The sequence below is a fragment of the Scytonema sp. HK-05 genome (assembly GCF_963872035.1).
Taxonomy (GTDB): domain Bacteria; phylum Cyanobacteriota; class Cyanobacteriia; order Cyanobacteriales; family Nostocaceae; genus Kalymmatonema.
Genome location: NZ_CAWMYC010000094.1, coordinates 45,870 through 72,821 on the forward strand (window position 1 = coordinate 45,870; position 26,952 = coordinate 72,821).

Annotated in this window: 18 protein-coding genes and 2 pseudogenes; 11 read left to right on the forward strand and 9 right to left on the reverse strand. The window is 44.4% G+C overall.

The features are described 5' to 3' along the window. Positions 1-70: 70 nt before the first annotated feature. The 3 genes from fabD to plsX all read right to left on the reverse strand — a co-directional run bounded on the left by fabD (position 71) and on the right by plsX (position 3,275). Positions 71-949 (reverse strand): ACP S-malonyltransferase, encoded by an 879-nt coding sequence (fabD, locus tag AACT52_RS14100; protein WP_073631481.1) that lies wholly within the window; start codon positions 947-949, stop codon positions 71-73. Between the two features lie 115 nt (positions 950-1,064). Then, a complete protein-coding gene (locus AACT52_RS14105; protein WP_073631484.1) occupies positions 1,065-2,057 on the reverse strand; it encodes a beta-ketoacyl-ACP synthase 3 in 993 nt (330 codons plus the stop codon). Between the two features lie 192 nt (positions 2,058-2,249). After that, positions 2,250-3,275, reverse strand: coding sequence for a phosphate acyltransferase PlsX (gene plsX, locus AACT52_RS14110; protein ID WP_073631486.1), 1,026 nt, complete (start codon positions 3,273-3,275; stop codon positions 2,250-2,252). A 928-nt stretch (positions 3,276-4,203) separates the two neighbouring features. Here plsX and AACT52_RS14115 point away from each other — a divergent pair. Then, entirely contained in the window at positions 4,204-5,526 is a 1,323-nt protein-coding gene (locus AACT52_RS14115; RefSeq protein ID WP_073631488.1) for a D-alanyl-D-alanine carboxypeptidase, read from the forward strand. Positions 5,527-5,589: 63 nt separating this feature from the next. On the opposite strand, the gene lptC is transcribed toward AACT52_RS14115, so the two are convergent. From lptC to metG, 3 genes are all read right to left on the reverse strand, one after another. Then, positions 5,590-6,807: an LPS export ABC transporter periplasmic protein LptC gene (gene lptC, locus AACT52_RS14120; RefSeq protein ID WP_073631490.1), complete on the reverse strand. Its 1,218-nt coding sequence runs from the start codon at positions 6,805-6,807 to the stop codon at positions 5,590-5,592. Continuing rightward, entirely contained in the window at positions 6,807-7,436 is a 630-nt protein-coding gene (locus AACT52_RS14125; protein ID WP_073631492.1) for a LabA-like NYN domain-containing protein, read from the reverse strand. Before AACT52_RS14125 ends, lptC begins: the two co-directional genes overlap by 1 nt. A gap of 151 nt (positions 7,437-7,587) precedes the next feature. Then, entirely contained in the window at positions 7,588-9,189 is a 1,602-nt protein-coding gene (gene metG / locus AACT52_RS14130) for a methionine--tRNA ligase (protein WP_073631493.1), read from the reverse strand. A gap of 378 nt (positions 9,190-9,567) precedes the next feature. Between metG and AACT52_RS14135 the strand changes: the two genes are divergently transcribed. The 3 genes from AACT52_RS14135 to AACT52_RS14145 all read left to right on the forward strand — a co-directional run bounded on the left by AACT52_RS14135 (position 9,568) and on the right by AACT52_RS14145 (position 11,797). Then, the gene (locus tag AACT52_RS14135) at positions 9,568-10,296 is read left to right on the forward strand and encodes a lysophospholipid acyltransferase family protein (protein WP_073631495.1); all 729 of its coding nucleotides are present in this window, start codon (positions 9,568-9,570) and stop codon (positions 10,294-10,296) included. Between the two features lie 114 nt (positions 10,297-10,410). Continuing rightward, positions 10,411-11,229 carry an alpha/beta fold hydrolase gene (locus tag AACT52_RS14140; RefSeq protein WP_073631498.1) on the forward strand — a complete coding sequence of 273 codons (819 nt, stop codon included), beginning with the start codon at positions 10,411-10,413 and terminating at the stop codon, positions 11,227-11,229. Between the two features lie 346 nt (positions 11,230-11,575). Continuing rightward, positions 11,576-11,797, forward strand: a complete 222-nt coding sequence (locus tag AACT52_RS14145; RefSeq protein WP_339374984.1) for a tetratricopeptide repeat protein — start codon at positions 11,576-11,578, stop codon at positions 11,795-11,797. Positions 11,798-11,803: 6 nt separating this feature from the next. On the opposite strand, the gene AACT52_RS14150 is transcribed toward AACT52_RS14145, so the two are convergent. Continuing rightward, positions 11,804-13,951 carry a PAS domain-containing sensor histidine kinase gene (locus tag AACT52_RS14150; RefSeq protein WP_073631500.1) on the reverse strand — a complete coding sequence of 716 codons (2,148 nt, stop codon included), beginning with the start codon at positions 13,949-13,951 and terminating at the stop codon, positions 11,804-11,806. Between the two features lie 225 nt (positions 13,952-14,176). Beyond that, positions 14,177-14,572: pseudogene (gene tnpA / locus AACT52_RS14155) on the reverse strand (IS200/IS605 family transposase); the annotation flags it as partial. 51 nt (positions 14,573-14,623) lie between these two features. Here tnpA and AACT52_RS14160 point away from each other — a divergent pair. The 7 genes and pseudogenes from AACT52_RS14160 (at position 14,624) to AACT52_RS14190 (ending at position 25,749) form a co-directional block, all read left to right on the forward strand. Next, positions 14,624-14,797 carry a helix-turn-helix domain-containing protein gene (locus AACT52_RS14160; RefSeq protein WP_233153935.1) on the forward strand — a complete coding sequence of 58 codons (174 nt, stop codon included), beginning with the start codon at positions 14,624-14,626 and terminating at the stop codon, positions 14,795-14,797. 288 nt (positions 14,798-15,085) lie between these two features. Next, a pseudogene (locus AACT52_RS14165) lies at positions 15,086-15,712 on the forward strand (RNA-guided endonuclease InsQ/TnpB family protein); the annotation flags it as partial. A 402-nt stretch (positions 15,713-16,114) separates the two neighbouring features. Next, a complete protein-coding gene (locus AACT52_RS14170; protein ID WP_073631502.1) occupies positions 16,115-17,299 on the forward strand; it encodes a YcjF family protein in 1,185 nt (394 codons plus the stop codon). A 271-nt stretch (positions 17,300-17,570) separates the two neighbouring features. Then, positions 17,571-21,548 carry a PAS domain S-box protein gene (locus AACT52_RS14175; RefSeq protein WP_083630313.1) on the forward strand — a complete coding sequence of 1,326 codons (3,978 nt, stop codon included), beginning with the start codon at positions 17,571-17,573 and terminating at the stop codon, positions 21,546-21,548. Positions 21,549-21,558: 10 nt separating this feature from the next. Then, positions 21,559-22,035, forward strand: coding sequence for a response regulator (locus AACT52_RS14180; protein WP_041037342.1), 477 nt, complete (start codon positions 21,559-21,561; stop codon positions 22,033-22,035). Positions 22,036-22,037: 2 nt separating this feature from the next. Then, positions 22,038-24,149 (forward strand): hybrid sensor histidine kinase/response regulator, encoded by a 2,112-nt coding sequence (locus AACT52_RS14185; protein WP_073631507.1) that lies wholly within the window; start codon positions 22,038-22,040, stop codon positions 24,147-24,149. Positions 24,150-24,270: 121 nt separating this feature from the next. Then, positions 24,271-25,749, forward strand: coding sequence for a leucyl aminopeptidase (locus AACT52_RS14190; protein ID WP_073631509.1), 1,479 nt, complete (start codon positions 24,271-24,273; stop codon positions 25,747-25,749). 124 nt (positions 25,750-25,873) lie between these two features. Here AACT52_RS14190 and AACT52_RS14195 read toward each other — a convergent pair whose 3' ends face one another. After that, on the reverse strand, positions 25,874-26,950 hold the full coding sequence (locus tag AACT52_RS14195) for an LOG family protein (protein ID WP_073631511.1): 1,077 nt from the start codon (positions 26,948-26,950) through the stop codon (positions 25,874-25,876). Positions 26,951-26,952: the final 2 nt, after the last annotated feature.

A 26,952-nucleotide genomic window follows, 5' to 3' on the forward strand; every position in this document is an offset into this window, starting at 1 on the left:
GTGAGGGGAGATGAAGGAGATTAATTTCACCTCCCCTGCTCCCCTTAGTCCCCTGCTTCCCCTAGTTTTTCTACATTCCTAGCTCACCCAGACTACGGATATTTTCTAAAATTAAGTCAGGGCAAGTACGTTTAATTAAACCAGTTAGCACGTTACCAGGACCAATTTCTACCACTCGCTGGATGCCAATTTCTGGTAGTGCTAGTGAAATTTCTCGCCACCGCACTCCCCCAGTCATCTGTTGCATTAAACGCTGTTTCAAAACAGTCGCATCAACAGTCGGAACTGGTTCTACATTTGATAATACTGGTACAAAAGCTTGTTGAAATTCGACAGATTCTAAAATATCTTGGAATTCAGCAGCAGCTGCTGCCATTAAGGGTGAGTGAAATGCTCCAGAAACATTCAAGGGCTTAGCACGCTTTGCCTTGACTTGGGACATCACGGCTTCTACTCCTGCGGGTGTACCCGATATGACCACTTGAGCCAGACTATTATCGTTTGCCACCACCACGTCGGGAGTTTCGGCAATCACTTTTTCCAACTGTTCGCGATCAAAATTCATTAAAGCCGCCATCATCCCGCCACTTGCGGCGTTGTCCATAAGTTCGGCACGACGTTTCACCAGGCGCAACCCAGCAGACCACTCGAACACGCCAGCCACGTAGAGAGCGACGTATTCTCCTAAACTGTGACCTGCAACTAAATTTGGTTGTTCTTTTTCTCGTAAGATATCAGCAAGAATACTTTCTACAACGTATAGGCAAGGCTGTGTATACAGAGTGTGCGATAACTTTTCGGCATTCTGACACATTTCAATCACACACCAACCTAATATGTCCTCCGCTTGGGCAAATTTCTCTTTCGCGGATGGCACATCTAATAAGTCTATTCCCATTCCCTGGGACTGCGAACCTTGCCCAGGAAACACCCATGCAGTTTTAGTCATTGGTCATTAGTCATTGGTCATTAGTCATTAGTCATTAGTCATTAGTCATTAGTCATTGGTCATTAGTCATTTTTTATTAACAAAGGACAAATAACCAATGACAAAGAACAAAAGACTATCTTCCCCATTGGAAGATTGCTGCACCCCAAGTTAGTCCAGCACCAAAGCCAGAGGTGGCGATGATGTCACCGGGTTTAATTTTGTCTTGCCGCACTGCTTCATCTAAGGCAAGGGGAATGGAGGCGGCAGAGGTGTTGCCGTAGTTAGCAAGATTACTAATAACTTTTTGTTCTGGAATGTTCAGGCGTTGAGCAACAGCGTCGAGAATACGCTGATTTGCTTGATGCAAGAGTAGCCAATCTATTTGGTCAACACTCAGGTTGGCGCGGAACAAAGCTTTGTCAATAACTTCTGGCACTTTCTGTACAGCAAAGCGGTACACTTCTTTGCCGTTCATAGTGATGGGTTGGAAGTTGCCTTTACCAACGTTGACGCCTTGGGTAAGTTCTTTGGGTTCAGCTGTGTAGGCAAGGTTAAGGCAGTTGTTCTGAGTTCCGTCGCTTCTGAGTTCAAATCCCAGCAAGCAATCTTTCTCATTCGCCTGCATGACCACAGCCCCAGCACCATCACCGAACAATACACAAGTACGTCGGTCTTGCCAATCTACCCAACGAGAGAGGATATCCGCTCCAATCAGCAGCACGTTCTGATAAACGCCAGTCCTGATATATTGGGCAGCTGTAACCAGTCCAAACACAAAGCCAGAGCAGGCTGCTGTTAAGTCAAAGGCTACCGCTTTGGTGGCTCCTAATTGAGCTTGGATTTGACAAGCAGTGCCAAACAAGTCATCAGGAGTAGAGGTTGCTAGTAGAATCAAATCCAAGTCTAGTGGGTTGATTCCAGCCGCCGCTATCGCCTGCCGACTAGCGGCAGTGGCAAGCTCAGCTAAGGTTTCACTTGAAGAAGCCAACCGCCGTTGACGAATTCCTGTTCTTGTGGTAATCCAATCATCTGAGGTCTCAACCAGTTCTGTAAGTGACTGGTTATCCAGGAAAGTTGCTGGTACTGCTGACCCACTTCCTGTCATTGCTATTCCTAAATTTTGCACTCTAGCATCTCCAAAGCTATCAGCATAGTTGTCCTTAGTCCTTAGTCGTTAGTCTTTAGTCCTTAGTCTGGAGTTATTACAAATGACTAATGACCCTTCGGGTATCTCCTTCGGAGACGCTTCGCGAACGCCAGTCGCCTACGGAGGGAAACCCCCCTGCAGCGCTGGCTCACTAATGACTAGTGACTGCTGCTAACCACTCTCGCGCTGAATGCTTTGATATTGTGACTGAATTCTATCCAGCACTTGGTTATCTACAGCTTCTTTTGCCATACGAATTGCATTAAAAATTGAAGGTGCTTGAGAGCTCCCGTGGCTAATAATGCAAATTCCGTCAACACCTAAAAGTAAAGCACCTCCATGTTCTGCGTGATCCATGCGCTGCTTAATTCGCTTTAGATTTGGTTTTAAAATTGCTGTACCAATTTGACCGTGCAATCCTTGGGGTAACTCTTCTCGCACAATCTGCAGCATGACTTCCCCGACTGCTTCGGCAAATTTTAACAGCACATTGCCCACAAATCCATCACACACAATTACATCAAAGTGACCCGAAAGGACATCACGCCCTTCAGCATTGCCAACAAAAGTAATTCGCGAATTTTCACGCAGCAGTTGGTGAGCACGAACAGCTGCGTCATTGCCTTTGCTGTCTTCTTCACCGATATTTAACAAACCTACTAATGGTTTTGGAATACCCAAGACATACTGACTGTAAACCGACCCCATAACGGCAAACTGCTCTAAAAATTTAGGACGGCAGTCTACGTTTGCGCCGACATCAAGTATGAGGACTGGCTTACTCGCTACCATCGTGGGAAATACCGCACCAATTGCTGGACGGTCAATTCCCCGTAGTCGTCCCAACCGGAGCAAAGCTGACGCCATCGCTGCCCCAGAGTGACCGGCAGAAACCACAGCATCTGCCTGCTTTTGTTTTACCAGATCCATTGCTACGTTGATTGAAGCCTTCGGTTTGCGTCTGATGCCGCTTAAAGGCTCCTCATCCATTGCGATCGCATCCTCAGCAGGAACGATCTCTAACTGCGCCATATTTATTTTTGGCGGCAGTTTGCTTTCTATTTGTTGGGGATCGCCCACCAATAATACTTTTACACCCAATTCTTCTCGTGCCCGCAGTGCGCCAGCAACGATTTCACTGGGTGCATGATCCCCTCCCATTGCGTCAATTGCTATCCGTACGCAAGTCGATCCCATTGCTCAGAGCTTCTAGAAACCTTACAAATTTTACCAGATGCCTCCGCTGAAAGTCGTAGATGTTCTGATGAAGGCAAAAGAATCAAGTATAAAGTGTGAAACATGAAGTATAAAGTTTTCGTCCTTTATCCTTTGTCCTTTACCCTTTCTTTCATCCTTTCAAAGAGAGGTTCTGCCAAGCCCAACATAGCATGAATTCCCTCTGTAACTGAGGAGTAAAATCACGGCAGGGAGGATAAAATTTAGTAGCTTTCAACCGACATAGCATTTTTTTGGTACAAAAAGCACACACCTGCCTAAAATCAAAAAATAGCCTGATTGAAGTCCTCATATCAGGAAGATGTTGGATAGACAAAACGCTCGTTAATTCAAGGCGCAATTGAGAAGGATGAAATATGAACTAAAAGCAAAAGTGTGTCTTTTCCTGCAGGACAGCTTGCCAAAGGGTCGGAGCAAGTCCGAAAAGGCAAAAAAATGAAGTAATAGGTATAAAATTTTCATTTTTCATCCTGTCTTCTTCATTCTTTGTTCCCTGCTTTCACATCATCCATCCTTTTTGGAAATTTCCCTTCGTTCTCCTAACACAGTAGAATCACTCTTCCCCTAAAGTTTATGTTTGTACTTTCAGGGAAAGAACCTCAGTGTATATTTTAGGAGAAAATGTAGATTGGAATCTGGGCAACAACAGACTGCAAGCCCAGAAATAGATACCCTGACATTAAGTATTAGATTAACTAACAGTGTAAGATGAAAATCCCTATTTTCAGATATGCATGAAGTGAGGGTTATGCTTTCTACAAAAACTTTATTATGCGCCCCACTTTCACAAGGCAAAATCACCAGTTATCATGACTCAATGCTTAGCAGCATTAAACACTTACATAATAATACAGTAAACAAAGTAGCACATTCTACAGAGGAATGAAGCATGCTGGAATTGTTTGGTTCAGGTTTAATTTCTTTTTGGCTCGAAATGGCTGGGGTACAAGTTAAGCCGATAAATGCTTTGGATCTATTGGCTTGGCAAGGTAGCCCTGGCTTGGTTGTTGCCGCCGATCCAAATCCAGCTGGGGCTACTACAGTGCTGGAATATCTCAAGGGGCTGCAAACATTGAAATTAGTGGCAGCGAATCAAACCGAGAGCCAGGGAGTTTGGATACAATCAGGACCTATGCTCATGGCTAATCACCAAGGTACGGTTCCTCTGCCGGCTGCTTCCTTAACCAAAATTGCCACCTCACTCGTTGCTTTAAACAATTTTGGACCAGATCATCAATTTCAAACTTTGGTTAGTGCGACAGGACCATTGCAAAATGGGGTATTACAAGGCGATTTGGTGATCACAGGTGGCGGCGATCCGTTGTTTGTCTGGGAGGAAGCGATCGCCCTTGGTAATAGTCTCAACAAAATGGGCATAAAGCGGATCACAGGAAATTTGGTCATTACCGGCAATTTTGCCATGAATTTCCAACGCCATCCCCTGCTAGCAGGTCAAATGCTCAAGCAAGCATTAAATGCTACCACTTGGCCCCGTGCAACCACTTTCCAACACTCGCTGATGGCAAAAGGAACTCCTAAGCCTCAAGTTGTCATTGCTGGAGGAGTAAAAGTAGAACCGCAACTCAATCCTCAACACACCTTGCTACTGCGTCACTACTCGCTCCCCTTAAAGCAAATTATCCGGGAGATGAACGTTTACAGCAACAATGAAATCGCTCAAATGCTGGCAGACGCTGTAGGAGGAGCGCCGATAGTACAATCAACAGCTGCTCGGCTGGCAAGGGTACCGCAGTCAGAAATTCAGTTAATCAACGGTTCAGGACTAGGGCAGGAAAATCGCATTTCCCCCAGAGCAGTTTGTGCTATGTTTATGGCAGTTCAACAGGAAGCACTCACTCATCAGTTGACTTTGGCTGACTTATTTCCCGTCTCAGGGTTCGACAATCGGGGAACGATGCACTCCAGACACCTACCCGTTGCCACTGTTATGAAAACTGGCACTCTCCGCGATGTCAGTGCTTTAGCAGGAGTTATGCCCACACGCGATCGCGGTTTGGTCTGGTTTGCCATTATTAACCGTGGTACTAATGTATCAGCTTTCCGCACTGGGCAAGACCAATTGTTGCAACGTCTTTCGCAGCAACTACAAGTTGCTCCAAGTGTCCCTGCTACCCTGACTCCCCATGTAGCAATCAACACATTACCCCAATTTGGTGCAGCCAATCGTAATGAGATGTTATATGGAGGTTAGTTGTTGTAGAGACGGATTATAGCGTGTCTCTACATTTGTGAGTTGTTAACAACTAACCATAAACTACTGACTTTTCACTTTACCTTCTTGGGGAATAATTTCTGTTACCACTTTATTGCCAGAACTGCCACCAGTGACGACAATAGTTTCTGCTTGTAGATTACCAGAGGCTTTTTCACCCGTAAAAGCGAATGGAGGGTCTACTTGGCGGTAAAGCACATTGCCTTGAGCCTCAACTAATTGATTGTCAAGATACCAAGTTAGGGTATTAGACTTGAGCGACTGGCGACGCTGCCCAACACCGTAAACGTTGCCTGTTAAATAAACAGTTTTTTGTGGTATCTTCATTTCACCGCCCTTAGCAGTCACGAGCAGATTTTCAGCGCGATGGAATACCCGCACAGGAGAATTTGTGGTGACTGTTTCTGTATTTAGGTTCCAGGTCATAGAATTACTAGCTATTTGCACTGGTGGGTCTAGTAATTCTATCTGGGCATTTTTCTTAATAGTGGCAATCTTTGTTTTCATGTTGACTTCGGCAGCGTCTCCTCTACCTCGGTCGGTAATTTGGTTATTTTTATAGCGATCCATTTGCACAGGGCGATCGCCGATCAATTTTTCCTCTTTTATTCGCCAAATCAAATGCTCAGTTCGCATTTGCATTTGCGGTTCCAAGGAGTTTGCCACCACCCCTCCAGAAAATTCTACGCGTTCAGAACGGGTTGTCACTCGTGCTTCTTGCGCGATCGCTTGTAATTGTTTGTGGGTTCCGTTAAGCTGGTTGCGGACAATCAGCAAATCTTCTTTAGGTCGCCATTCCAACTCATTACCCTGCAACACAACACCATTGCGAGGGTCTGTAGCAATGATTTTTCCCTTAAGAAAAAGTTGCTTACCATCTTGTGCTATGTCTGCCGTTTGAGCTTGTACTTGATAAACAACTTTGCCATCTTGGTAAAGTTCCCCATATGGAGTTTCCGCCTCACCAATTTGTTTTTCTTTGGTGTATTTCGCCTTTTTTGCTCTGACTTTCCATACAGGTCGTCCAACTTCATCTGCTTGCTCTAAGGTGACATCAGAGAAAGTCAAATTGCTTTCTTTTTCTCCAGGTGATGGGGTTTCAGAAGGTGTTTTGGTCGCTACTTGAGATTGACTCCCGCCACAAGCAACGAGTCCTATGACCAGGAAAGAAGATAGAAGAGGGAATAAAGAAGAAAGAACAAGAAAAATTTTTCTGTCTTCACTCTTCGTTCTTCTTTTTTTGCTTTTTTGCTGCAGCATTAGTCTTGGATTTCTAGATGACCATCACTTTCCCTGGGGTCTTCCAAAAAACCCATACTGGATAATGGTCGATAAGGATAGCTTTGGCGAGGGGTTTTTTGAATATCGTCTTTTATCGCTTCTAAATCAATATAGCGATCGCTAACATTAATCAAACTGTCGCTCGTCATTGAGCGCAAACTCACCACTTCTACCCTTACACCACGATAGCTCACAGAATTGACTGCATAAGCGAGATCTCCATCGCCACTGACTAACACTGCTGTATCATAGGAATCTACTAAAGCCATCATATCCACGGCAATTTCTACATCTAAGTTGGCTTTTTTTGAGCCATCGGGCAACTGTACCAAATCCTTAGCAATGACTCGATACCCATTGCGCCGCATCCACAACAGAAAACCCTGCTGTTTTTCGTTTGTGCGGTCTACTCCAGTGTAAAAGAAGGCTCGCAGCAGTCTAGAGCCAGCGGTTAATCTACAGAGCAGCTTTGTGTAATCTATTTCAATTCCTAGTTGCAGGGCTGCATAAAATAAATTTGAGCCATCAATAAATATGGCGACACGACCCCGATTTTCTAAAACTTGCTCTGGCGTAAATATCGAGTCGTTTTCCAGATTATTCAACATTGTTGTCATACCTCTTTTATCAAATGTAATAATTGATACTTAATTGTCTACTTTTAGATGCAAGGTTAGAGCCGCTTATGATAATCTTTCAGGACAAATAAATTTAGTCCCGATAAATTCAGACAAAATCAGTAATTGAAATTTGAAACAACTAATTGTTTTTAGGAGGTTCTATTCGCTTAAAGATTGGTCGAGGTTCACCCAGCTGTTGTTGATTGGTTAGCACCCCCCATGTGCCATGAATGGCAAAAGGAGCGGCTATGGCAGTTTTTATTTGTTCATTAAAATTTATTCCGTAGCCCAATTGCTGGTAAATATCGCTACTAATATCCGGAATCAGTGGAGACAGGAGATAAGCTGCTTGTCTCACTGATTCAAGAACTGCATACAAAACTTGTTCTACCGCTTGTTGCTGTCCTTGTTTATACAATGACCAAGGAGCTTGGTCATCAATAAATTTATTGCTGGCTTGCACCAGTGAGAGGATAGCCTCGCAAGCTTGATTGAAAGCTAGCGTTTTATAAGCATTTTCCACCTGTTCCCCAAGACGTAAACCAATGGCTTTCAACGGATTGTCAATAGGAATATCTTCATTTGTAATTGGCGGCACATTTCCTGAACAGTATTTCTTCACCATGTTTAGAGTGCGGTTTAGCAAATTACCTAAATCATTTGCCAAATCTGCATTCAGAACATTAATGAATCTACTTTCATTAAAGTCTCCATCTTTGCCAAATTCGATTTCCTTAAGAAAGTAATAACGAACAGCATCGCTACCATACCGCTCCACCAGCGCTACAGGATCAAGGGTATTACCCAAACTTTTGCCCATTTTCTGACCATCTTTGGTTAAAAATCCATGCACAAAAACTCGATCTGGCAATGGCAAACCAGCTGACATTAACATTGCGGGCCAGGAAATTGTGTGGAAGCGCAGGATGTCCTTACCAATTAGGTGCAGGTTTATCGGCCACCATTTCGCTAGGGCATTTTCTAACGTCGGTTCTTCGTCCGGTTCTAACAATGCGGTGACATAACCTAGAAGCGCATCGAACCAAACATAAAGAGTGTGCTTGGGATCGGTTGGTACTGGAAAACCCCAATCTAGATTCACCCGCGAAATAGAAAAGTCCTGCAACCCTTGATTGACAAAGTTGAGGACTTCATTCCGACGACTCTGTGGTTGGATAAAATCCGGTTGAGACTCGTAAAGTGCTTGCAGTTTCTCTTGATATTTAGATAAACGGAAGAAGTAATTCTGCTCGTCTCGCCACTCAACTTCTTTGTTTGGGTGGAGAGGACAGCGGTGTCCTTCTAACAGTTCTCTTTCTTCTTTGAATTCTTCACAGGAGACGCAGTACCAGCCTTGTTGTTGTCCCAGGTAGATGTCCCCTGCTTTGGACAGTCTCTGGAAGAATTCTTTGACGATCGCCTCATGACGAGGAGCCGTGGTGCGACTAAAGCGATCATATTGAATGTTTAACAACTCCCACAAAGAAACAAAACTAGGCACAATGTCATCGCAATATTCTTGTGGCGATCGCCCTTTGCTCTCGGCTGTCCGCTGAATTTTTTGCCCATGCTCATCTGTACCCGTAATCAGCAGTACCCTACGCCCCAAAAGTCTGTGAAATCGTGCCACTACATCTGCTGCCATCGTTGTATAAGCACTGCCGATGTGGGGTAAGTCGTTTACATAATATAGCGGTGTTGTGAGTGCAAATGTCTTTTCTGTTTTATTTACTTGATTCATGGAGAATAAAAAATCACTTGTAAAAAATCTTTTCTATCTTACTTTTTTTGGTAAAACCACGTCATTATATAACATAAATCTCATCTTTTCAATCAATATTTTCATAATAACAAATTTCTTTGGTTTAAGTTTGTTTTATCATAGGTATAAATTCAGTTAATCTCTATAAAAAAGACAAGAAATTCCTGTTAATATCCACAAAAAATTGTCATTACATTTCAGATTATTAAAGGATAAACCTATTGCTGCACAATGGATTTTAACGATTTTGTTGCTTTAACATTTCTACCTTAAGACAGTCGTCCTGATTAGTAAAGAAATGTAAAAATTTTATCAAGTTCAGCTGCGAAATTTTCGGAAAATTTATATTGAAAAGACATGAGTGTAAGTAGCCCCCTTGAGATTTCTCGCTGGTTACTGGCGGCGCTATCAACCAAAATATTTCGTTATTACGAGGATCGCATTCCCCAAGATGCCAGTGTGTTAGTAGTGAGCAATCATCGCAGCTTTATGGATGCACCAATTTTAATGGCGGCGCTATCTAATCCGATTCGCTTTGCTTGCCATCACTACATGGGGCAAGTCCCAATAATGCGGGAGATTGTCACAGGACAATTAGGCTGTTTTCCCTTAGAGGAGGCAAACCAACAGCGCCAGCAAAGCTTTTTTCAGCAGTCACAACTCCTGTTGCAGTCAAAGCAAATAGTAGGAGTCTTTCCCGAAGGAACAAAACCGATGGTGGAATTTACCCAGCCCAACCGGGTGGGCGAATTTCAACGAGGTTTTGCTCACTTGGCATTGCGAGCCCAAGTACAGGATTTAGCAATTTTGCCAATTGCAATAGCGTCCCTTGAAGAAGTTAACACATCTGCTGTACCTTTGAGGGTATTAAGCCTGTTTGACCCTTCAGAACCTTTATTTAATCAACCAGGTTGGCATCCGTTAGTCACATATCGTCGTGTAGCCGTATTGATTGGTCGCCCATATTGGATTAAGCCTCTACAAAAAGAAAAATACCAAGGGAAAAAAGCAAAAACTGTGGTGACGGAATTGACAAATCATTGTCACTCTGAAATTGCAAAGTTACTACATGAAGGTTGCTACTAATAACCTTTGTCATTAGTCCGATGTGGTTTGTCCTTAGTGAGCGAATAACTATTGACAAATAACAAATGACTGATGACTGTTAACTCATGACTCATGACTAATGACTGTTGACTCATGACTATTCCAAAAGTTGACCTAAAACCGTGTTTCCTCACACCTAAACGACTCCAGCCAGAGTTTCCGCTGTTTGTATATTTGCCAGGGATGGATGGAACTGGTCAACTATTGCGATCGCAAACTGCTGGATTAGAAGCCGGCTTTGATGTGCGTTGTTTAGCAATACCAAGGGAAGACTTGACCAGTTGGGATGTGCTGGCTAATAACGTATTGGACTTGATCCATGCAGAATTAGAAAAAAGCTCTCAACGTCCTGTTTACCTCTGTGGAGAGTCCTTTGGGGGTTGTTTGGCTCAGAAAGTGGCGATCAAAGCACCGCAGCTTTTTAAGCGCATCGTTCTTATCAACTCAGCAAGCGCCTTTAATCTTCGCCCTTTGTTAACTTGGACTTCTCAACTGACTTACTTAGTCCCATCCAACCTTTATGACGTCGGCGCATTAGGTTTATTGCCGTTTTTGGCAGCTTTGGCACGCATTTCCAAGAGCGATAGGCACGAGCTCCTGAAAACCATGCGCACCGTACCACCACAAACTGTCCTTTGGCGAATCTCTTTACTCAGAGAGTTTCATGTTGATGATGTGGAGTTACGTCACCTCACTCAACCCGTTTTGGTGATTGCCGGTGCCAACGACCGACTTTTACCTTCTTTGGATGAAGCAAGACGTTTAGTCAATATCTTGCCTAACGCCAAAATGGTGGTATTACCACAAAGCGGACACGCTTGCTTGTTAGAAACAGATACGAATCTTTATGAAATTATGAAAGCAAACAATTTTTTAGAAAGTAGCGCCCAAACAGTTGAAGCGCTGGGGTAGGAGGAGCAAACAGGCTGAATTCAGATGAAAAATCGGGCGTTGCTGAATTAAATATCTATACTGTAGGGGACGCCACTTGGGAGGAGTGTCCCAATACTTCTCGGTTAACCTCTCCAGGTGCCCCCCGCCGTGGGGAGAGGGGACGTAGTTTCCCCCGTTCCTGTTCATACATCAATACCTCGATTTACGATCGCCCAGGTGTTGGGTAAACGGTGGGTAATTTGGGTAATGTCTACTATAGCGGTTCGAGTGTTGAGTGCAATACATCAACAAATAAGAACCACAGATGGACGCAGATGGACACAGATAAATAATTACTTCATCCAAACGAGAAGCGCTATATTTTCTGGGAGACTATGACCAAGCCTTTGCTTTCCATCAGCAGTATTTAGCGATAGCACAGGAGATAGGTGATCGCTTTGGGGAAGCAGCAGCAATGGCTAATTTGGGAGAGACTCTAATAAAACTTGAACAGTATTTACAAGCTCAGGAATATTTGGAGGTGCCTGTAGACATTTGTAGAAAAATTGGCGCTCGTTTTAATGAGGGTCAAGCGCTCAAGGGTTAGAAACTCTTATATACTGTCGCATGGAAGTTCAACTGTAAACGTCGTACCCAGTCCTTTCCCTGGGCTAGCTACGCGAATAGTCCCACTATGCATTTCTACCAGATGGCGCACAATAGCCAAACCTAATCCCATACCACCGTATGATCTTGTCATTGTGCTATCAGCTTGGCGAAAGCGCTCGAAGACCAATGGTAGAAATTCAGGGTTGATACCAATGCCTGTATCTGTCACTGTAATTCTGGCATAGTTTAGGGAGTGTAGAGTCGGGAGTGGGGAGGATGAGGAGGATGAAGAGGAAGTTGCTCCCTTATTTGCCTTATCTGCCTCCACTCTTTGGAGATCGACTTTTACCCTTCCCCCCTGCGGTGTGAACTTAATGGCATTAAATAGCAGATTCAAGATGATTTGCTGCAATCGCTTGGGATCGCCTAACACTCTGCCTACTCTTGGATCTAAGTTTGACTGGAGTTGAATTTGCTTGGTATCAGCAGCTAAACGGACATGAGCAATCGCTACTTCGATGATAGGGGCAAGTGCAATTGAAACAAGGCTCATCTCCAACTTGCCTGTAATAATTTGGGAAATATCCAGAAGATTTTCGACTAGGTGTATTTGTGTCCTGGTGCTATGCTCGATTTTCTCTATAGCGCGTGCGGTTGTGGCTGGATTTAAAGAGGCATTTTGTAGTGTTTGTACCCAGCCCAAGATAGCACTGAGGGGCGATCGCAACTCGTGTGAGACTACGGCTAAAAACTCATCTTTGGTGCGGTTTGCCTGAGTCAATTCCGCAGCTTGTTGCCGCAAAGCCTTTTCCAATTGCTTGGTTGGCGTCAGATCAAGAACAAAGCAGATGCAAGAATTAACAGAACCTTCTAATAAAGCCATCCCAATCAGAATGGGGACGCGCCTGCCATCTTTGCATATAAACTCTTTTTCATAAGGGTTGCAGCTGCCAGATTTTTTCACCTGTGCGATCGCCTGCTTATCTAAACCTAAGTATCCTCTAGGAGTCATATCTATCCATTGCAGCTTGCCAGCACGTAAATCTTCTTTTGTGTAACCCACCATCAAAAGAAAAGCATCGTTAGCTTCTGTGATGTTGCCAAGAAAATCCATGACTGTGCTGCCAAAGATGTTGGACTCAACCAAACGCCTAAACCGAGATTCGCTTTGCCGCAAAGCCTTCTCTGTCTGCTTGCGCTCTGTAATATCTAAAAAGTAAACTGATAGACCATCTTCAGATGGATACAAGCGAACAGCGAACCACTTGTTGAATATTGGGAAAAACTCTTCATAGGTGACACTCACCTGCTGTTCTACTGCTTGATGAAACAGTGTATATGATTGTGAATTGACAGTATCAGGGAATACCTCCCACACTATCAAACCAGTTAGCTCGCTAGCACTTTTTCCTAAAAGTTTTTCTGCCTGAGAATTCACATAAGTGTAGCGCCACTCGGTGTCTATAGTGACAAAAGCATCAGTAATACTTTCGAGAATATTAGTCATTCGTGCGCGTGCTACTTCAGCCTCTTTCCTTGCTTGTTGTTCGCGCGCTAAAAGCTCGATGCGTTCCAACTCTAACAGTTTGCGTTCGCTGATATCACGTAATAGCCAGCGTACAGCAATCAGGTTTCCAGAGCGATCGCGCACAGCTGCCATTGTTATGGCAACCTCAACAGGCTCACATTTACGGGGTTTAAAGCGTACTTCCCACTCGTGTAATTTCTCTTGCCGATGAAGCTTGTTCAGATGAGAGCGAAAACTTTGTCGTTCTGTAAGGGGAATAAAGGTGACTAGGAGTTTGCCTACCAACAAATGCGGCGAAACCTTCAGGAGGATAGCAGCGGCGCTGTTAGCTTCTTCGATGACTCCATTGTGATCTGTGAGTAAATAGGCATCAGGTGCAAACTCTAACAATTCTTGGTAACGGCAACGTTCTGCTTCCACCAACTTTTGAGCGTTTTCCAACCAATCATTCTGCTGGCGTAGTTCTTCCTCGGCTACCATCAGTTCTTCTACAGCGATGCGTAGCTCTTCCAACGCTTTGCTCAGAAGTTTCTTTGGGGCTGTCGATTTATGAGTATGCTCAAGCAGTCCAGCCAATTGTGAGCGCCATACCTTGATCTGCAAAGAAAACTCGTTGACATTCATGAATCGGTGGTTACTGACAAAGCAAGTGAGATATGGCTCAAAACAACAACTAGTATATCTTTAACAATTGCATAACTAAGCGGGTTTCGGCACTCTTTTTCTGATTTATTATAGAAATCCTTAATGATTCATAAAACCTCACAATATTTAACACGTCGAGAGTTTTTAGCTCTTCATTATAGAGTGTTGACCGAAAATAATGGGATACAAGCCCCGTCCTTCGCTTGACGGCTTTTCTTGATTCTTAATATACTCCTTCAAAACTTCTAATGGCGCACCTCCTACGGAAATAGCAAAATAACTAGGACTCCATAGAGCTTCTTTATGGGGTTTTTTATATCCGGCTTGCCCGTACCGACGACTAGAAACACCTTTTAAAGCATTCACTATTTGAGAAACAGATAATTTAGGCGGATATTCAATTAGTGCGTGGACGTGATTACCTTCTCCATTAAATTCAAGAACTTGAAAATGCATTTTTTCTGCAACTTCACAAAACGACTTTTTAACTAAATCGAGACTTTCACCAGTAAACACAGACCGACGATATTTAGTTACACAGACCAAATGAATTTTTAAATCCGTAACACTGTGTCTTTCTCTACGGAATTGAGTTGTCATAAACTTTAGACCAATATATAATACACTAACAGACCAATTATAACGTTTGTCATGAAAGCCAGATATCAATTCCGTTTCTACCCGACAGACCAACAGCAACAGCTTTTAGCTCAGTTGTTTGGTTGTGTCCGCGTAGTTTGGAATGATGCCTTGGCTATTTGCAAAAAATCCGACAAACTGCCAAGTAATAACGACTTGTACTCATTTGGTAATTACGCAAGCTAAGAAAACTGAAAAACGAATATGGTTATCTGAGGTTTCTAACATCCCGTTGCAGCAGTCTGTTGCTGCTAACCGCAGTTGCCTACAAAAACTTTTTTGATTCTCTTAAAGGTAAGCGCAAGGGTAAAAAAGTTGGCAGTCCGAAATTCAAGAAGAAAAAAAACCAACAATCTGCAAGATTTAGAATCGGTGGATTTTCAATCAAAGGTAACGAGGTATATCTTGCAAAAATTGGTAATATTAAACCAATTTCGCCTGTGAGTTTTACCCTCTGCGCTTACTTCAGTCACGGTAATTAAGGACTGTGCTAATCGTTATTTTTTAAGCTTTGTGGTAGAAATTGAGCCTATTCATAACGAGGCTAAAAATCAAAGCATCAGTATTGATTTAGGGATAAAAACTTTTGCTGTGATGTCGGACGGAACAAAAGCCGAAGGTCCTAAGTATTCAGCTTTAGACAGGAAAATTCGTAAACTTCAGAAAAAACTAGCACGTCAACCCAAAGACTCAAAGCATAGAAACTTAACTCGGATTAGAATTGCGAAACTGCATAACCAGATTGCAGATACCCGGAAAGACTTTCTACACAAATTGTCAACCAAGGTGGTAAGCGAGAATCAAGCTATCATTTTGGAAGATTTAAATGTGTCAGAAATGGTTAAAAATCGCAAGCTTGCGCTTGTCATTAGCCTACAAGGTTGGAGAGAGTTTAGAACGTTTTGTGAAGCTAAATCTGAGAAGTTTGGTCGAGATTTTCGAGCAATAAATCGATGGGAACCAACCAGCCAAATTTGTTCTGAGTGTGAATACAAATGGGGTAAACTCGATTTAAAAGTTCGGTCGGTTCGATGCTTCAATTGTGGAGCCGAACACGACCGAGATGAGAATGCAGCAAAAAATACAGCACATTGCAAGTAAATGAAGTACAACGTTGTTGTCTAAAAGCCAGACATCAAGCCCTTTTTACTTCTGACTCCTGACTTCTGACTCAGGAATTGCTGCTGTATAAACAAAGTCGGGATAGGGCATTGCCACGACTCTAAACGGGCGCAGAGATGGAATAAGACTGATAAAGCAGCATCTGTCAACGAAGCGTCAACAATCACCGACCATGCGCGGGCGGTGAGTATGTCAAAGCCCTAACGAATACTTTACAACAGCCAACACCGACTGTTGTCGTACCTTTGATGAACGTTTATTAGACTAATGGTTGGATAAACCACGAAAGATATTCGACAAATTGTGCTTACAGAGAGAGGAAAAAGCAATGGCACCAAAGCTACAAACAAAATAGAAAGATGTTTGCTAGGTGGCTGAAAAATGAAAACCGAACCCCAACAAAAAACAGTGAATTCACCCGCTTCGGCATCACAACAAGCCGATAATCAGTTGACCAAGGCTCCGCAAAAAGATAGAGAATCTTTTTTAAAATCCTTCTTGGAAGCTGGAAAAGGCGTAGCAGAAAAAGTCGTTGGGGTCAAAGAAGCAGCGACAAAACAAACAAACCAGTTGATTTCGCAAGGGACTCAAAGAGCAGGAAAGGTCGTCAATCGTTTGAGTGAAATCTGGCTGATCCGAAAACTATCTGGAGTCTTAAATTTGAATTGGCTTCTTGGTTCTGTTGATAACGTCAATTTGGACAAAGCGGAAGCAGCAGCCAAAAAGCTTAAGGAAAAATATCCCAAGGAATCTCCTAGCCAGCTTGCCCACCGCATCATGGTTGAGAAAGCAACAAAGGCAGGCGGTATTGGATTGGCAACTAGTATTTTACCTGGATTCGCGGCGGCTTTATTGGCAATTGATTTAGCAGCTACCACAGAGTTACAGTCAGAAATGGTTTATCAAATTGCAGCTGTCTACGGATTGGATTTAAAAGACCCTTCCCGTAAGGGAGAAGTGTTGGGGATTTTTGGTTTGGCGTTGGGTGGTGGTCGTGTTTTGAAAGCAACAGGTTTAGGTTTGCTGCGAAATATACCTTTTGCTGGTGCAGTAATTGGTGCTAGTTCTAATGCAACGATGATTTATTCACTGGGCTATGCAGCTTGTCGATTTTATGAAGCGAAGCTAGATGAATCAAAGTCGCTCACTTCTCAAGAGACACTGACAGAGTTAAAACAACAGAGCGAAAATTATCTGAAAAAAGCCATTGCTCAAGAAGCGTTAATGGATCAAATTTTGGTTCACATGATCCTTGCCACTTATCCAGAAAAAACATGGCAAGATATTTTGCCAGAGTTGCAAGCTTTGAATCTCAGTTCTACCTCCTTGGAAGCAATATCTCAAAACATTAAATCGCCTCAACCTTTGGATACACTTCTCAATCAACTCAACCGTGATTTTGCTGTACCCTTGTTGGCTCAGTGTTACAGAATTGCCCAAATCAACGGTGAGACTACACCAGTTGAACAAAATATCATTCAAGCAATAGCTACCAAATTTGACCTTGATGTTAATTCTATTCAATCCACTGTGAATACATCTACAGCGATTATAAATAACAAGTAACTTTTTGTTGTTCCTTTGCTCTGGTCAGAAATGACAATAGATGACCTTCAATCAACAAAGCCGGTTTCTTTGGAAAACCGGCTTTGTTGTTAATATTTAGTAAGAAAAAATAAAAAATCTATCTTAAGGTAAATCCAGAAACCTTGCCATCAGTCGTAAGGTGGATTTTATAAACACTTTCAGAGTGTTTCATTTGGCAAAGCAATGTAGGAAACTATGTCCTGCAAATATAATATCAAAGAACAGAAGCTTGAAGTTGGGGTGAAAGTTTATGCGTAACTTCACCTTCACCATAACCGTTGCACAAGCTGCAAGTGTCTTTGTGATTTTCATTGGTTGTGTCGTATTGAGTGGCTGGGTATTTGACATTGTCCTGCTAAAAAGCGTATTGCCAGGACTCGTTACAATCAAAGTCAATACAGCGATCGCTTTCTTGCTGTCTGGGGTGTCACTTTGGCTTTTGTCAACCGATATAAGGGGGATAAGGCGGATAAATTCCTCATCTTCACGCCAGTCGCACCGGCGGGGGGAACCCCCGCACGGCGCTGGCTCCTCATCCTCACTCCTCATTGCCCAAGGATGCGCAATCGCACTTACAACCATCGGGTTACTGACATTATGTCAATACCTCTTTGGGTGGGATTTAGGAATTGACGAACTGGTGTTTCGTGACTCGCTAGAAGCTGTAGAAACATCTCATCTAGGTCGGATGGGGGCAAATACCGCCGTTAATTTTCTCCTATCGGGTGTGGCACTATGGCTGTTGGGGCAGAAGACTCACCGCAGTTATTGGCTGGCTCAGGGTTTGAGCTTGATTGTGGCTTTCATTTCTTTGCAAGCATTAGTTGGGTATGCCTACGGGGTGAAAAATTTTTACCAGTTCGGCGTTTATACTACCTCAATGGCGTTACACACAGCACTGGCGTTTGGGGTGCTTTGTGTGGGAGTGTTGTACACCCGTCCCGAGCAAGGGTTCATGCAAACAATTACTAGTGAATTAAACGGCGGCGCGATCGCCCGTCAACTCATACCAAGTGCGATCGTGCTCCCCTTAATTCTGGGCTGGTTGATTCTTCTAGGTCAAAGGGCAAAACAATACGACCCCGACTTTAGCATATCGCTGCTTGTAGTGTCACTGGTTGTGATATTTTTGGCACTGATTTGGCGTAATGCTGAGTTCATTAACCGCGTGGATGGGGAACGCAAACAGATATTGCAGAAGCTAAAGCAACAAGCTGCGACGCTGCAAGAGCAAGCTGAACTGTTGGAACTGACGTATGAAGCAATCTTTGTCCGTGATGCCCAAAATGTCATTACCAAGTGGAACCGAAGCGCAGAAGAAATGTATGGCTACTCAAAAGCAGAAGCCATAGGACAGGTAAGCCATAAGTTGTTGCAAACTCAATTACCAGAAGGTGGTGTTGAAAACCTCGACACAGGCTTGCAGGAAACAGGGCGCTGGGAAAGCGAATTGATTCACACCCGCAAAGACGGGGCGCAAATTGTGGTAGAAAGCCGTCAGGTTGCAATTCATAATTCTCAGGGTGAACTTGTTGGGTTTTTGGAAGTCAACCGCGATATTACTGGACGCAAACAAGTAGAAGCAGCACTACGCCAAAGTGAAGAACGCTATCGGTTGCTTGCCGAAAACGTTCCTCAGATGGTTTGGATTACCCGTCCCGATGGCTTTGTAGAATACTTCAATCAGCGCTGGCTAGACTACACTGGACTTAGACTTGAAGAAACTTTGGCGTCGAATTGGCAGCAGGTGGTTCATCCCGACGACTTGCCAAGAGCCGTAGAAAAATGGACAACTGGGCTTAGGACAGGAAACCGAGTTGAGGTACAGTACCGCCTCAAACGAGTTGATGGCGTTTACCGTTGGCATATAGTACAAGCTTTACCGTTACGTGACGAAGGCGGCACAATTGTCAAGTGGTTTGGCACTTGTACAGATATTGATGACCAAAAACGGACAGAAGAAGCATTGCGTCAAAGCGAAGCGCGGCTGCGGCTATTTGTAGACTCAGATATCATTGGTATTCAGTATGGCGATGTGTACGGGGGACTGAGTGAAGTCAACGATGCCTACTTGCATATTCTTGGCTATAGCCGCAAAGATTTTTTAGAAGGTGGAGTGCGCTGGACTGATATAACGCCACCAGAGTATCTGCCGTTCGATGAAGCGGCTATAGCCGAGGCAAAAGTCAAGAAAGTCTATCCTCCTTATGAGAAAGAATATATCCGCAAAGATGGCACTCGTGTTCCCGTGTTGGTTGGGTTTGCCCTGACTGGGGAGAAACAGGAAGAGGCGATCGCCTTCATTTTGGACATCAGCGAACGCAAGCGAGCAGAAGCAGAACGCGATCGCTTCTTTACGCTATCGGCTGATATGCTTTGCATTGCTGGGTTTGATGGCTACTTTAAGCGTATAAACCCAGCCTTTGAGAAAATTCTCGGCTACACTCACTCAGAAGCGCTTGCCACACCGTTTATTGAGTTTGTGCATCCAGAAGACCAGGCAAAAACCTTAAAAGAAGTCGAGAAGCTGGCAACAGGAGCCATCACCATCAATTTTGAGAACCGCTACCGCTGCAAAGATGGTTCCTACAAATGGCTGGTTTGGAATTCTGTTCCTGATGTTGAGTTGCAGTTGGTGTATGCGGTTGCCCATGATATTACTGACCGCAAACAGATAGAGCAGACGCTGCGAGAGCAGGCAGATGCTTTGCGAATAAGTACAGAACGTCTGGATTTGGTTATTCAGGGAGCCGAACTTGGTTTGTGGTACTGCAACTTACCACTGGACAAGCTGATTTGGAATGACCAGTGCAAAGCGCATTTTGGTCTACCACCTGATGCCGAAGTCACTATCGATTTATTTTATCAACTGCTGCATTGTGATGACCGGGAACCCACACGGCAGGCAATTCAAGCCTCTATTGATCAGACTGGTGGCTATGACATTGACTACCGCACAGTTGCCCCAGATGGACAAGTACGCTGGATTCGGGCGATTGGGCGCACCTTTTGTGATGCGGCTGGCATACCAAAGCGCTTTGACGGAATTACTATCGACATAAGCGAGCGCAAACGAGCCGAAGCCGCCCTTATGGAAAGCGAGCAGCGCTTTCGCCATGTCACAGATACTGCTCCGATGATGGTTTGGATGTCTGGTACAGATAAACTCTGCACCTACTTCAATAAACCTTGGTTAGATTTTACTGGACGCACGATGGAGCAGGAATTCGGTGATGGTTGGGCGCAACGTATCCATCCTGATGATATGGTGCGTTGTCTGGAAACATATACTCATGCATTTGATGCCCGGCAAGAATTCCGAATGGAGTACCGCGTGCAACGCTTTGATGGAGAATATCGTTGGCTTTTAGATATTGGTGTGCCCCGGTTCACCCCGGAAGGTGAGTTTCTTGGTTACATCGGCTCTTGTGTTGATATTGAAGACCGTAAGCAAGCCGAGGCTCAAATTCGCCAAATTAACGAAACTTTGGAAGAACGGGTCAAACAGCGCACAGCTCAACTAGAAGCTGCCAACAGAGAACTAGAATCTTTCTCCTACTCAGTTTCCCATGACCTGCGGGCACCACTGCGGCATATTACAGGATTTGTAGACTTGCTGCAAAAACGCCTTGGATCAACAGCACTGGATGACACTAGCCAGCGTTACGTGAACATCATTACCGAAGCCACCAAACAAGCGGGTAAATTAATCGATGATTTGTTAACTTTCTCCCGTGTGGGACGCTCAGAAATGCGTCATACCACGACTGACATGAATCTACTCGTGCAAGAGGTGCAACGCGACCTTATATCAGAAAATAGAAACCGTCAGGTTTCCTGGCAAATAGAATCCTTGCCTCAAGTCTATGGTGATCCCTCAATGTTGCGACTGGTTCTGCGTAATCTGCTGGAAAACGCTCATAAATATAGCAAAACCCGCCCCATAACAGAAATTACTGTAGGCAGTACCAGCAGTGAGCAAGAAGTGGTATTCTTCGTGCGAGATAACGGCATTGGTTTCGATATGAAATACGCTCACAAATTATTTGGCGTTTTTCAACGGTTGCACAGCGATCCACAGTTTGAAGGCACGGGTGTAGGATTGGCAAATGTCCAACGCATTATTCACCGTCATGGTGGACGCGTCTGGGCAGAAGGTGAAATAGATAATGGAGCGACGTTTTATTTTTCGCTACCAAGGGGGTCTGGAGTGAGAAGTGGAGAGTAGAGAGTATACGATGGAATTAAAGCGCATTCTCCTAGTTGAAGACAGCATTAACGATGTTGAGTTAATCCTGACTTCACTGGCAGAAAACCATTTGGGCAATGAAGTCGTTGTCGTTCGTGACGGCGAAGAAGCATTGGATTACCTGTATCGTCGAGGTTTGTATCGTTTGCGCCGCGAGGGTCATCCTGTTGTAGTGCTGCTGGATCTCAAATTGCCAAAAGTTGATGGGATAGAAGTCCTGACGCAACTCAAGGCAGATCCAGGATTGAGAATCGTGCCGGTGGTCGTATTGACCTCCTCGCGAGAGGAGCAGGATCTGGCTCGCTGTTACGACCTTGGCGTCAACGGCTACGTCGTTAAGCCTATCGATTTTCATGAATTTGTTGAAGTCATTAAAGGACTTGGGTTATTTTGGGCAATAATTAATGAACCGCCCCCCGGTTCCATCCCTCCGGCACGGAGTACTCAAGGAGTAGCAGGAATATAGCAATGTCAGGTCTAAGGATTCTCTTGCTCGAAGATAGTTTGCTGGATGCAGAACTGATCCATGCCCTGCTCAACGAAGGTGGTGTTGCCTGCGAACAGGTGCATGTGAAGACGCAAGCTGAATTCCAGACAGCGTTGGAGCAAGATGGCTTTGACTTAATTCTTTCAGATTACTCCTTACCTGGGTTTGATGGTATGACGGCTCTAGAGATGGCGCAGCATCACTGCCCAGATATTCCCTTCATTTTTGTGACCGCAACAATGGGTGAGGAAGTCGCCATTGAAACCCTGAAAAGGGGGGCAACTGATTATGTTCTCAAGCAACGGTTAGAGCGTCTAGTCCCTTCGGTACGCCGTGCGCTGCGCGAGGCTGAGTATCAACGCGCCTGCAAAATTGCCGAAGCAGAACTGTACCGCCGCGAGCAGGAATTTAGAGCTTTAGCAGAAAATTCACCCGACGTGATCGCCCGCATTGATACTAAACTCCGCTATTGCTATGTAAATCCCGCAACAGAAATAGCAACCGGCATACCACTAGAAAAGTGGATTGGCAAAACCGTTGCCGAAATGGGGTATCCAGAGGAACTTGCTACTTGGCAAGAAAAATTGCGCCAAGTGTTTGCCACAGCAATTGGGTGCTGGATGGAGTTTGATTTTACCGGCTCAAAAGGACGCATTTACTACCAAACACGTATAGTGCCGGAATTTACACAAAATGGGACGATCCAATCATTACTGACGATTGGTCGTGACGTGACCAATTATAAGCTGGCAGAGCAAGCATTACAGAGAAATGAAGCTCAGTTACGGCAACAAAAAGAAGAATTGGAACAGGCAAACCGGATTAAAGACGAGTTTCTGGCAGTGCTTTCCCATGAATTGCGATCGCCACTCAATGCCATTTTGGGCTGGGCAAAAATACTACGCAGCCGCACCTTAGATCCAACAAGCTTAAGTCGTGCCTTAGAAACAATTGAGCGTAACGCCAAGTTACAAACACAACTTATTGAAGATTTGCTAGATGTATCTCGCATAATAAGTGGTAAATTGACTCTGCGTCCTTACCCAACAAATTTGATTCCAGCAATTGAAGCCGCAATTGACACAATGCGTCTAGCAGCTCAAGCCAAATCCATCGATTTGCAATTTACAATTTTAAATTCTGGATTAGCAACCGAAGACAAAATCACAAGCGCACAAAGAGAATTCTCTTTACCTCCCCAATCCACAATCCAAAAGCCAAAATTCCTTGTTCTAGGCGATCCCAACCGATTACAGCAAATTGTTTGGAATCTCCTGTCTAATGCTATCAAGTTTACTCCACACGGAGGACTCGTAGAAGTGAATCTCGAATGGGTAGATGAGGGAGCTCTTGAGCAGGGGCGCAGGGAAGAAAATTCCTTAGCATCCTATGCCAAAATTTCTGTAAAAGACACAGGAGTTGGTATAAAATGTGATTTTATTCCTTACGTATTCGACTCCTTTCGTCAAGCAGATGGTTCTACCACTCGTAAACACGGCGGTTTGGGATTGGGGTTAGCAATTGTACGTCACCTCGTAGAACTGCATGGTGGAACTGTCAGCGCACAGAGTTCAGGAGAAAAACAAGGAGCAACATTTACGGTGCAATTGCCACTCCTTGAGAAGAAAGATAAGCAAAGGGGAAAAGGAAAAGATGGGGGGAAAAATTCTTTTCCCTCATTATCTGAGCAGCTCAACACCCCATCATCTCCGTTAGAAGGAGTGCGCGTCTTGGTAGTAGATGATGACGCTGACTCACGAGATTTTTTGATATTCGCTTTGCAAGATTTTGGAGCGATCGCCACTGCTGTCACCTCTGCTTCCTCAGCATTAGAAATTCTAACGACATTCCAACCAGATGTCCTGATTAGCGATATTGGTATGCCAGAACAAGATGGCTACAGCTTGATTCGGCAAATTAGGGCATTGCCACGCGAACAGGGAGGAGACATTCCGGCGATCGCCCTGACGGCATATGCTGGGGATAAGGATCGTAGCCTCGCGCTGGCAGCAGGTTTCCAAAGACATCTCTCTAAGCCTGTGATGCCAGATCACCTAGCAAATGTAGTCGCGGAATTAGTCAAGAGTCATTAGTCATTAGTCATTAGTCATTCTCTCCAATACTCACTTCGCTCTCTACCCCATCTTTCCAAACAGCATAAAGCGCCTATTTTGCGCAATACTGGTACAAGAAGTTTTACACAGAATACAGGAAATGGACATTCGTGCGACTGATACTCCCCTACTAGAATGGACGGGGGATGGTTTAGCAATTGGATTATTTGAAGATGCAGTAGAGTTAACTGGCGAACTTGCAAGTTTAGATGAAAAGTTGGCTGGTAGTATAAAAGAAGTGATTGCCGAAGAGGAATTTAAGGGTAAACAAGGCAGCAGTGTTGTGACGCGAGTAGGTGCTAATAGCCCAATTCGTAAAATTATAGTGGTAGGTTTAGGGAAACCCGAAGCTTTAAAATTAGACGGCTTGCGCAGAGCCGCAGCTACCGCAGCCAGGTTAGCTAAAAAGCAAAAGAGCAAGACTTTGGGGATTAGCTTGCCAATTTGGAACAACGATCCAACACAAACCGCGCAAGCGATCGCCGAGGGAGTTCAATTAGCACTATACCAGGATAATCGCTTTAAATCTGAGCCAGAGGATAAAGGACCACAAGTCGAAACAGTAGATTTACTAGGACTGGGTGGACAGGAAGCAGCTATTACTCGTGGGAATCAAATTTCTGCGGGTGTCTTCTTGGCACGACAGTTAGTCGCAGCACCAGCGAACGCCGTAACGCCGATTACTCTGGCTGAAACTGCTCAAGAGATTGCCTCGGATCACGGTTTGCAAATAGAAATCCTAGAACAGGAAGACTGCGAAAAATTAGGCATGGGAGCTTTTTTGGGAGTAGCAAAAGCTTCTGAACTGCCACCTAAGTTTATTCACTTAACTTACAAACCAGAAGGGACACCAAAACGCAAGCTAGCGATTATCGGTAAAGGTTTGACCTTCGACTCTGGTGGACTTAACATTAAAGGAGCAGGTAGCGGCATTGAAACCATGAAAATTGACATGGGTGGTGCTGCCGCAACTTTAGGAGCTGCTAAAGCCATTGGTCAACTCAAACCAGATGTCGAAGTTCACTTCATCTCCGCTGTGACAGAAAATATGATCAGCGGTCGTGCCATGCACCCAGGCGACATTCTGACAGCTTCCAACGGCAAAACTATTGAAGTCAATAATACCGATGCAGAAGGACGTTTGACTTTAGCAGATGCCCTGGTATTTACTGAAAAGCTAGGAGTGGATGCAATTATTGATTTAGCCACTCTCACGGGTGCTTGTATCATTGCCTTAGGAGATGATATTGCCGGTTTATTCTCTCCCGATGATGCTTTAGCTGAGCAGGTAGAGAAAGCGGCTGTTGCCTCAGGGGAAAAGTTTTGGCGCTTGCCAATGGAAGAAAAATACTTTGAAGGACTCAAGTCTGGCATTGCTGACATGAAGAATACCGGACCACGTGCTGGTGGTTCAATCACTGCGGCTTTATTCCTCAAGCAATTCGTCAAAGAAACTCCTTGGGCGCACTTAGACATTGCAGGTCCAGTTTGGACAGACAAAGAAAATGGCTACAACGGTCCCGGTGCGACTGGCTTTGGCGTTCGTACTCTCGTAAATTGGGTGCTAAGCGATAGCTGATGCACTGCTTGGGAGATGAGGGAGATGAGGAAGATGAGGGAGATGAGGGAGATAAGAAAGGTAAAGGAGTATTTTCTCCCCCTGCTCCCCCTACTCCCCCTACTCCCCTGCTTAACAACTCGCTTTACTTCTTCTCCGGATGCGCCTTTTCCTCTAATGAAGGAGTACCCATTTGGTTAATCACTTTGATGAACTGGTATAACCGCCCTAAATCTCTTTGATTAAAGTATAAAATCAGGCGGGGTAGCCCAAAAGCTTCATCTTGGGCTTCTTGTGGTAAAGCCTGACTTTTTTCAATCCGTCCTGTAACCAGAATGTCGCTGAAGTCAGCATTCAGTTGTTCGACCTCAGCATCTGATAACTCTGATTTGAGACGAATGACAAGGCGATCGCCTACGTAGCGGCAGGAGTGATAAACTTGGTAAAAGCTGGTAATGGCTTTGCAAGCTACATCCAAGTTGTCTGTCACTGTGTAAAGGCTGGGGTCATCAGGACTTACTAGACCTTTTTGCACCAGTTGCTTATCAATGTATTCGCTCCAAGACCGCCAGTAATCGCCTCCTGGGTGGTCGATTAAAACTAAAGGTATCGGACCAAACTTACCTGTCTGGCTTAAGGTCATGCACTCAAAAGCTTCGTCTTGGGTGCCAAAACCACCTGGGAACAAGGCTATAGCATCGCTCTCTTTGAGGAGAAACAGCTTGCGGGTAAAGAAATACTTGAAGTGAATCAGCTTTGGATCTCCCTGAATAATCGGGTTTGCCTCTTGCTCAAAAGGGAGCTGAATGTTTAAGCCAAAAGAATTTTCTCGTCCAGCACCTTCGTTACCCGCTTGCATGATTCCGCCACCACCGCCTGTCATCACCATAAACCCCAATCGACAAACATAGCGAGCAAATTCATACGCCATGCGGTATTCTGGTGTTTCTGGTGATAAGCGAGCAGAACCAAAGATAGTCACTTTGCGAACGTGTCGATAAGCATAAAAGAGCTGGAAACCGTGCTCCATGTCTGCTAAAGAAGACGACAATATTTTCCAATCGAGACGTTCAATTTCTTCACTCTTCTGAGCCAGACGCACTATGGTGGCTAGTGCCTGGATGATATATTGCCGATGCTTTGACGTAGGTAAGTGTTCAAATAATTTAGCGATGTCCGTTTGGAGAGACTCTAATGTGTCAAACGACGCGGATGAGGTCATGA

What these genes read in the sequence shown, in the direction of transcription:
- AACT52_RS14125 (WP_073631492.1), bottom strand. Translation starts at nt 7,436, where the DNA reads ATGTTGAATAATCTGGAAAACGACTCGATATTTACGCCAGAGCAAGTT.
- lptC (WP_073631490.1), bottom strand. Translation starts at nt 6,807, where the DNA reads ATGCTGCAGCAAAAAAGCAAAAAAAGAAGAACGAAGAGTGAAGACAGA.
- AACT52_RS14190 (WP_073631509.1), top strand. Translation starts at nt 24,271, where the DNA reads ATGGACATTCGTGCGACTGATACTCCCCTACTAGAATGGACGGGGGAT.
- AACT52_RS14195 (WP_073631511.1), bottom strand. Translation starts at nt 26,950, where the DNA reads ATGACCTCATCCGCGTCGTTTGACACATTAGAGTCTCTCCAAACGGAC.
- AACT52_RS14180 (WP_041037342.1), top strand. Translation starts at nt 21,559, where the DNA reads ATGGAATTAAAGCGCATTCTCCTAGTTGAAGACAGCATTAACGATGTT.
- AACT52_RS14115 (WP_073631488.1), top strand. Translation starts at nt 4,204, where the DNA reads ATGCTGGAATTGTTTGGTTCAGGTTTAATTTCTTTTTGGCTCGAAATG.
- plsX (WP_073631486.1), bottom strand. Translation starts at nt 3,275, where the DNA reads ATGGGATCGACTTGCGTACGGATAGCAATTGACGCAATGGGAGGGGAT.
- AACT52_RS14150 (WP_073631500.1), bottom strand. Translation starts at nt 13,951, where the DNA reads ATGAATGTCAACGAGTTTTCTTTGCAGATCAAGGTATGGCGCTCACAA.
- metG (WP_073631493.1), bottom strand. Translation starts at nt 9,189, where the DNA reads ATGAATCAAGTAAATAAAACAGAAAAGACATTTGCACTCACAACACCG.
- AACT52_RS14175 (WP_083630313.1), top strand. Translation starts at nt 17,571, where the DNA reads ATGCGTAACTTCACCTTCACCATAACCGTTGCACAAGCTGCAAGTGTC.
- AACT52_RS14160 (WP_233153935.1), top strand. Translation starts at nt 14,624, where the DNA reads ATGAAAGCCAGATATCAATTCCGTTTCTACCCGACAGACCAACAGCAA.
- AACT52_RS14185 (WP_073631507.1), top strand. Translation starts at nt 22,038, where the DNA reads ATGTCAGGTCTAAGGATTCTCTTGCTCGAAGATAGTTTGCTGGATGCA.
- AACT52_RS14135 (WP_073631495.1), top strand. Translation starts at nt 9,568, where the DNA reads ATGAGTGTAAGTAGCCCCCTTGAGATTTCTCGCTGGTTACTGGCGGCG.
- AACT52_RS14170 (WP_073631502.1), top strand. Translation starts at nt 16,115, where the DNA reads ATGAAAACCGAACCCCAACAAAAAACAGTGAATTCACCCGCTTCGGCA.
- AACT52_RS14140 (WP_073631498.1), top strand. Translation starts at nt 10,411, where the DNA reads ATGACTATTCCAAAAGTTGACCTAAAACCGTGTTTCCTCACACCTAAA.
- fabD (WP_073631481.1), bottom strand. Translation starts at nt 949, where the DNA reads ATGACTAAAACTGCATGGGTGTTTCCTGGGCAAGGTTCGCAGTCCCAG.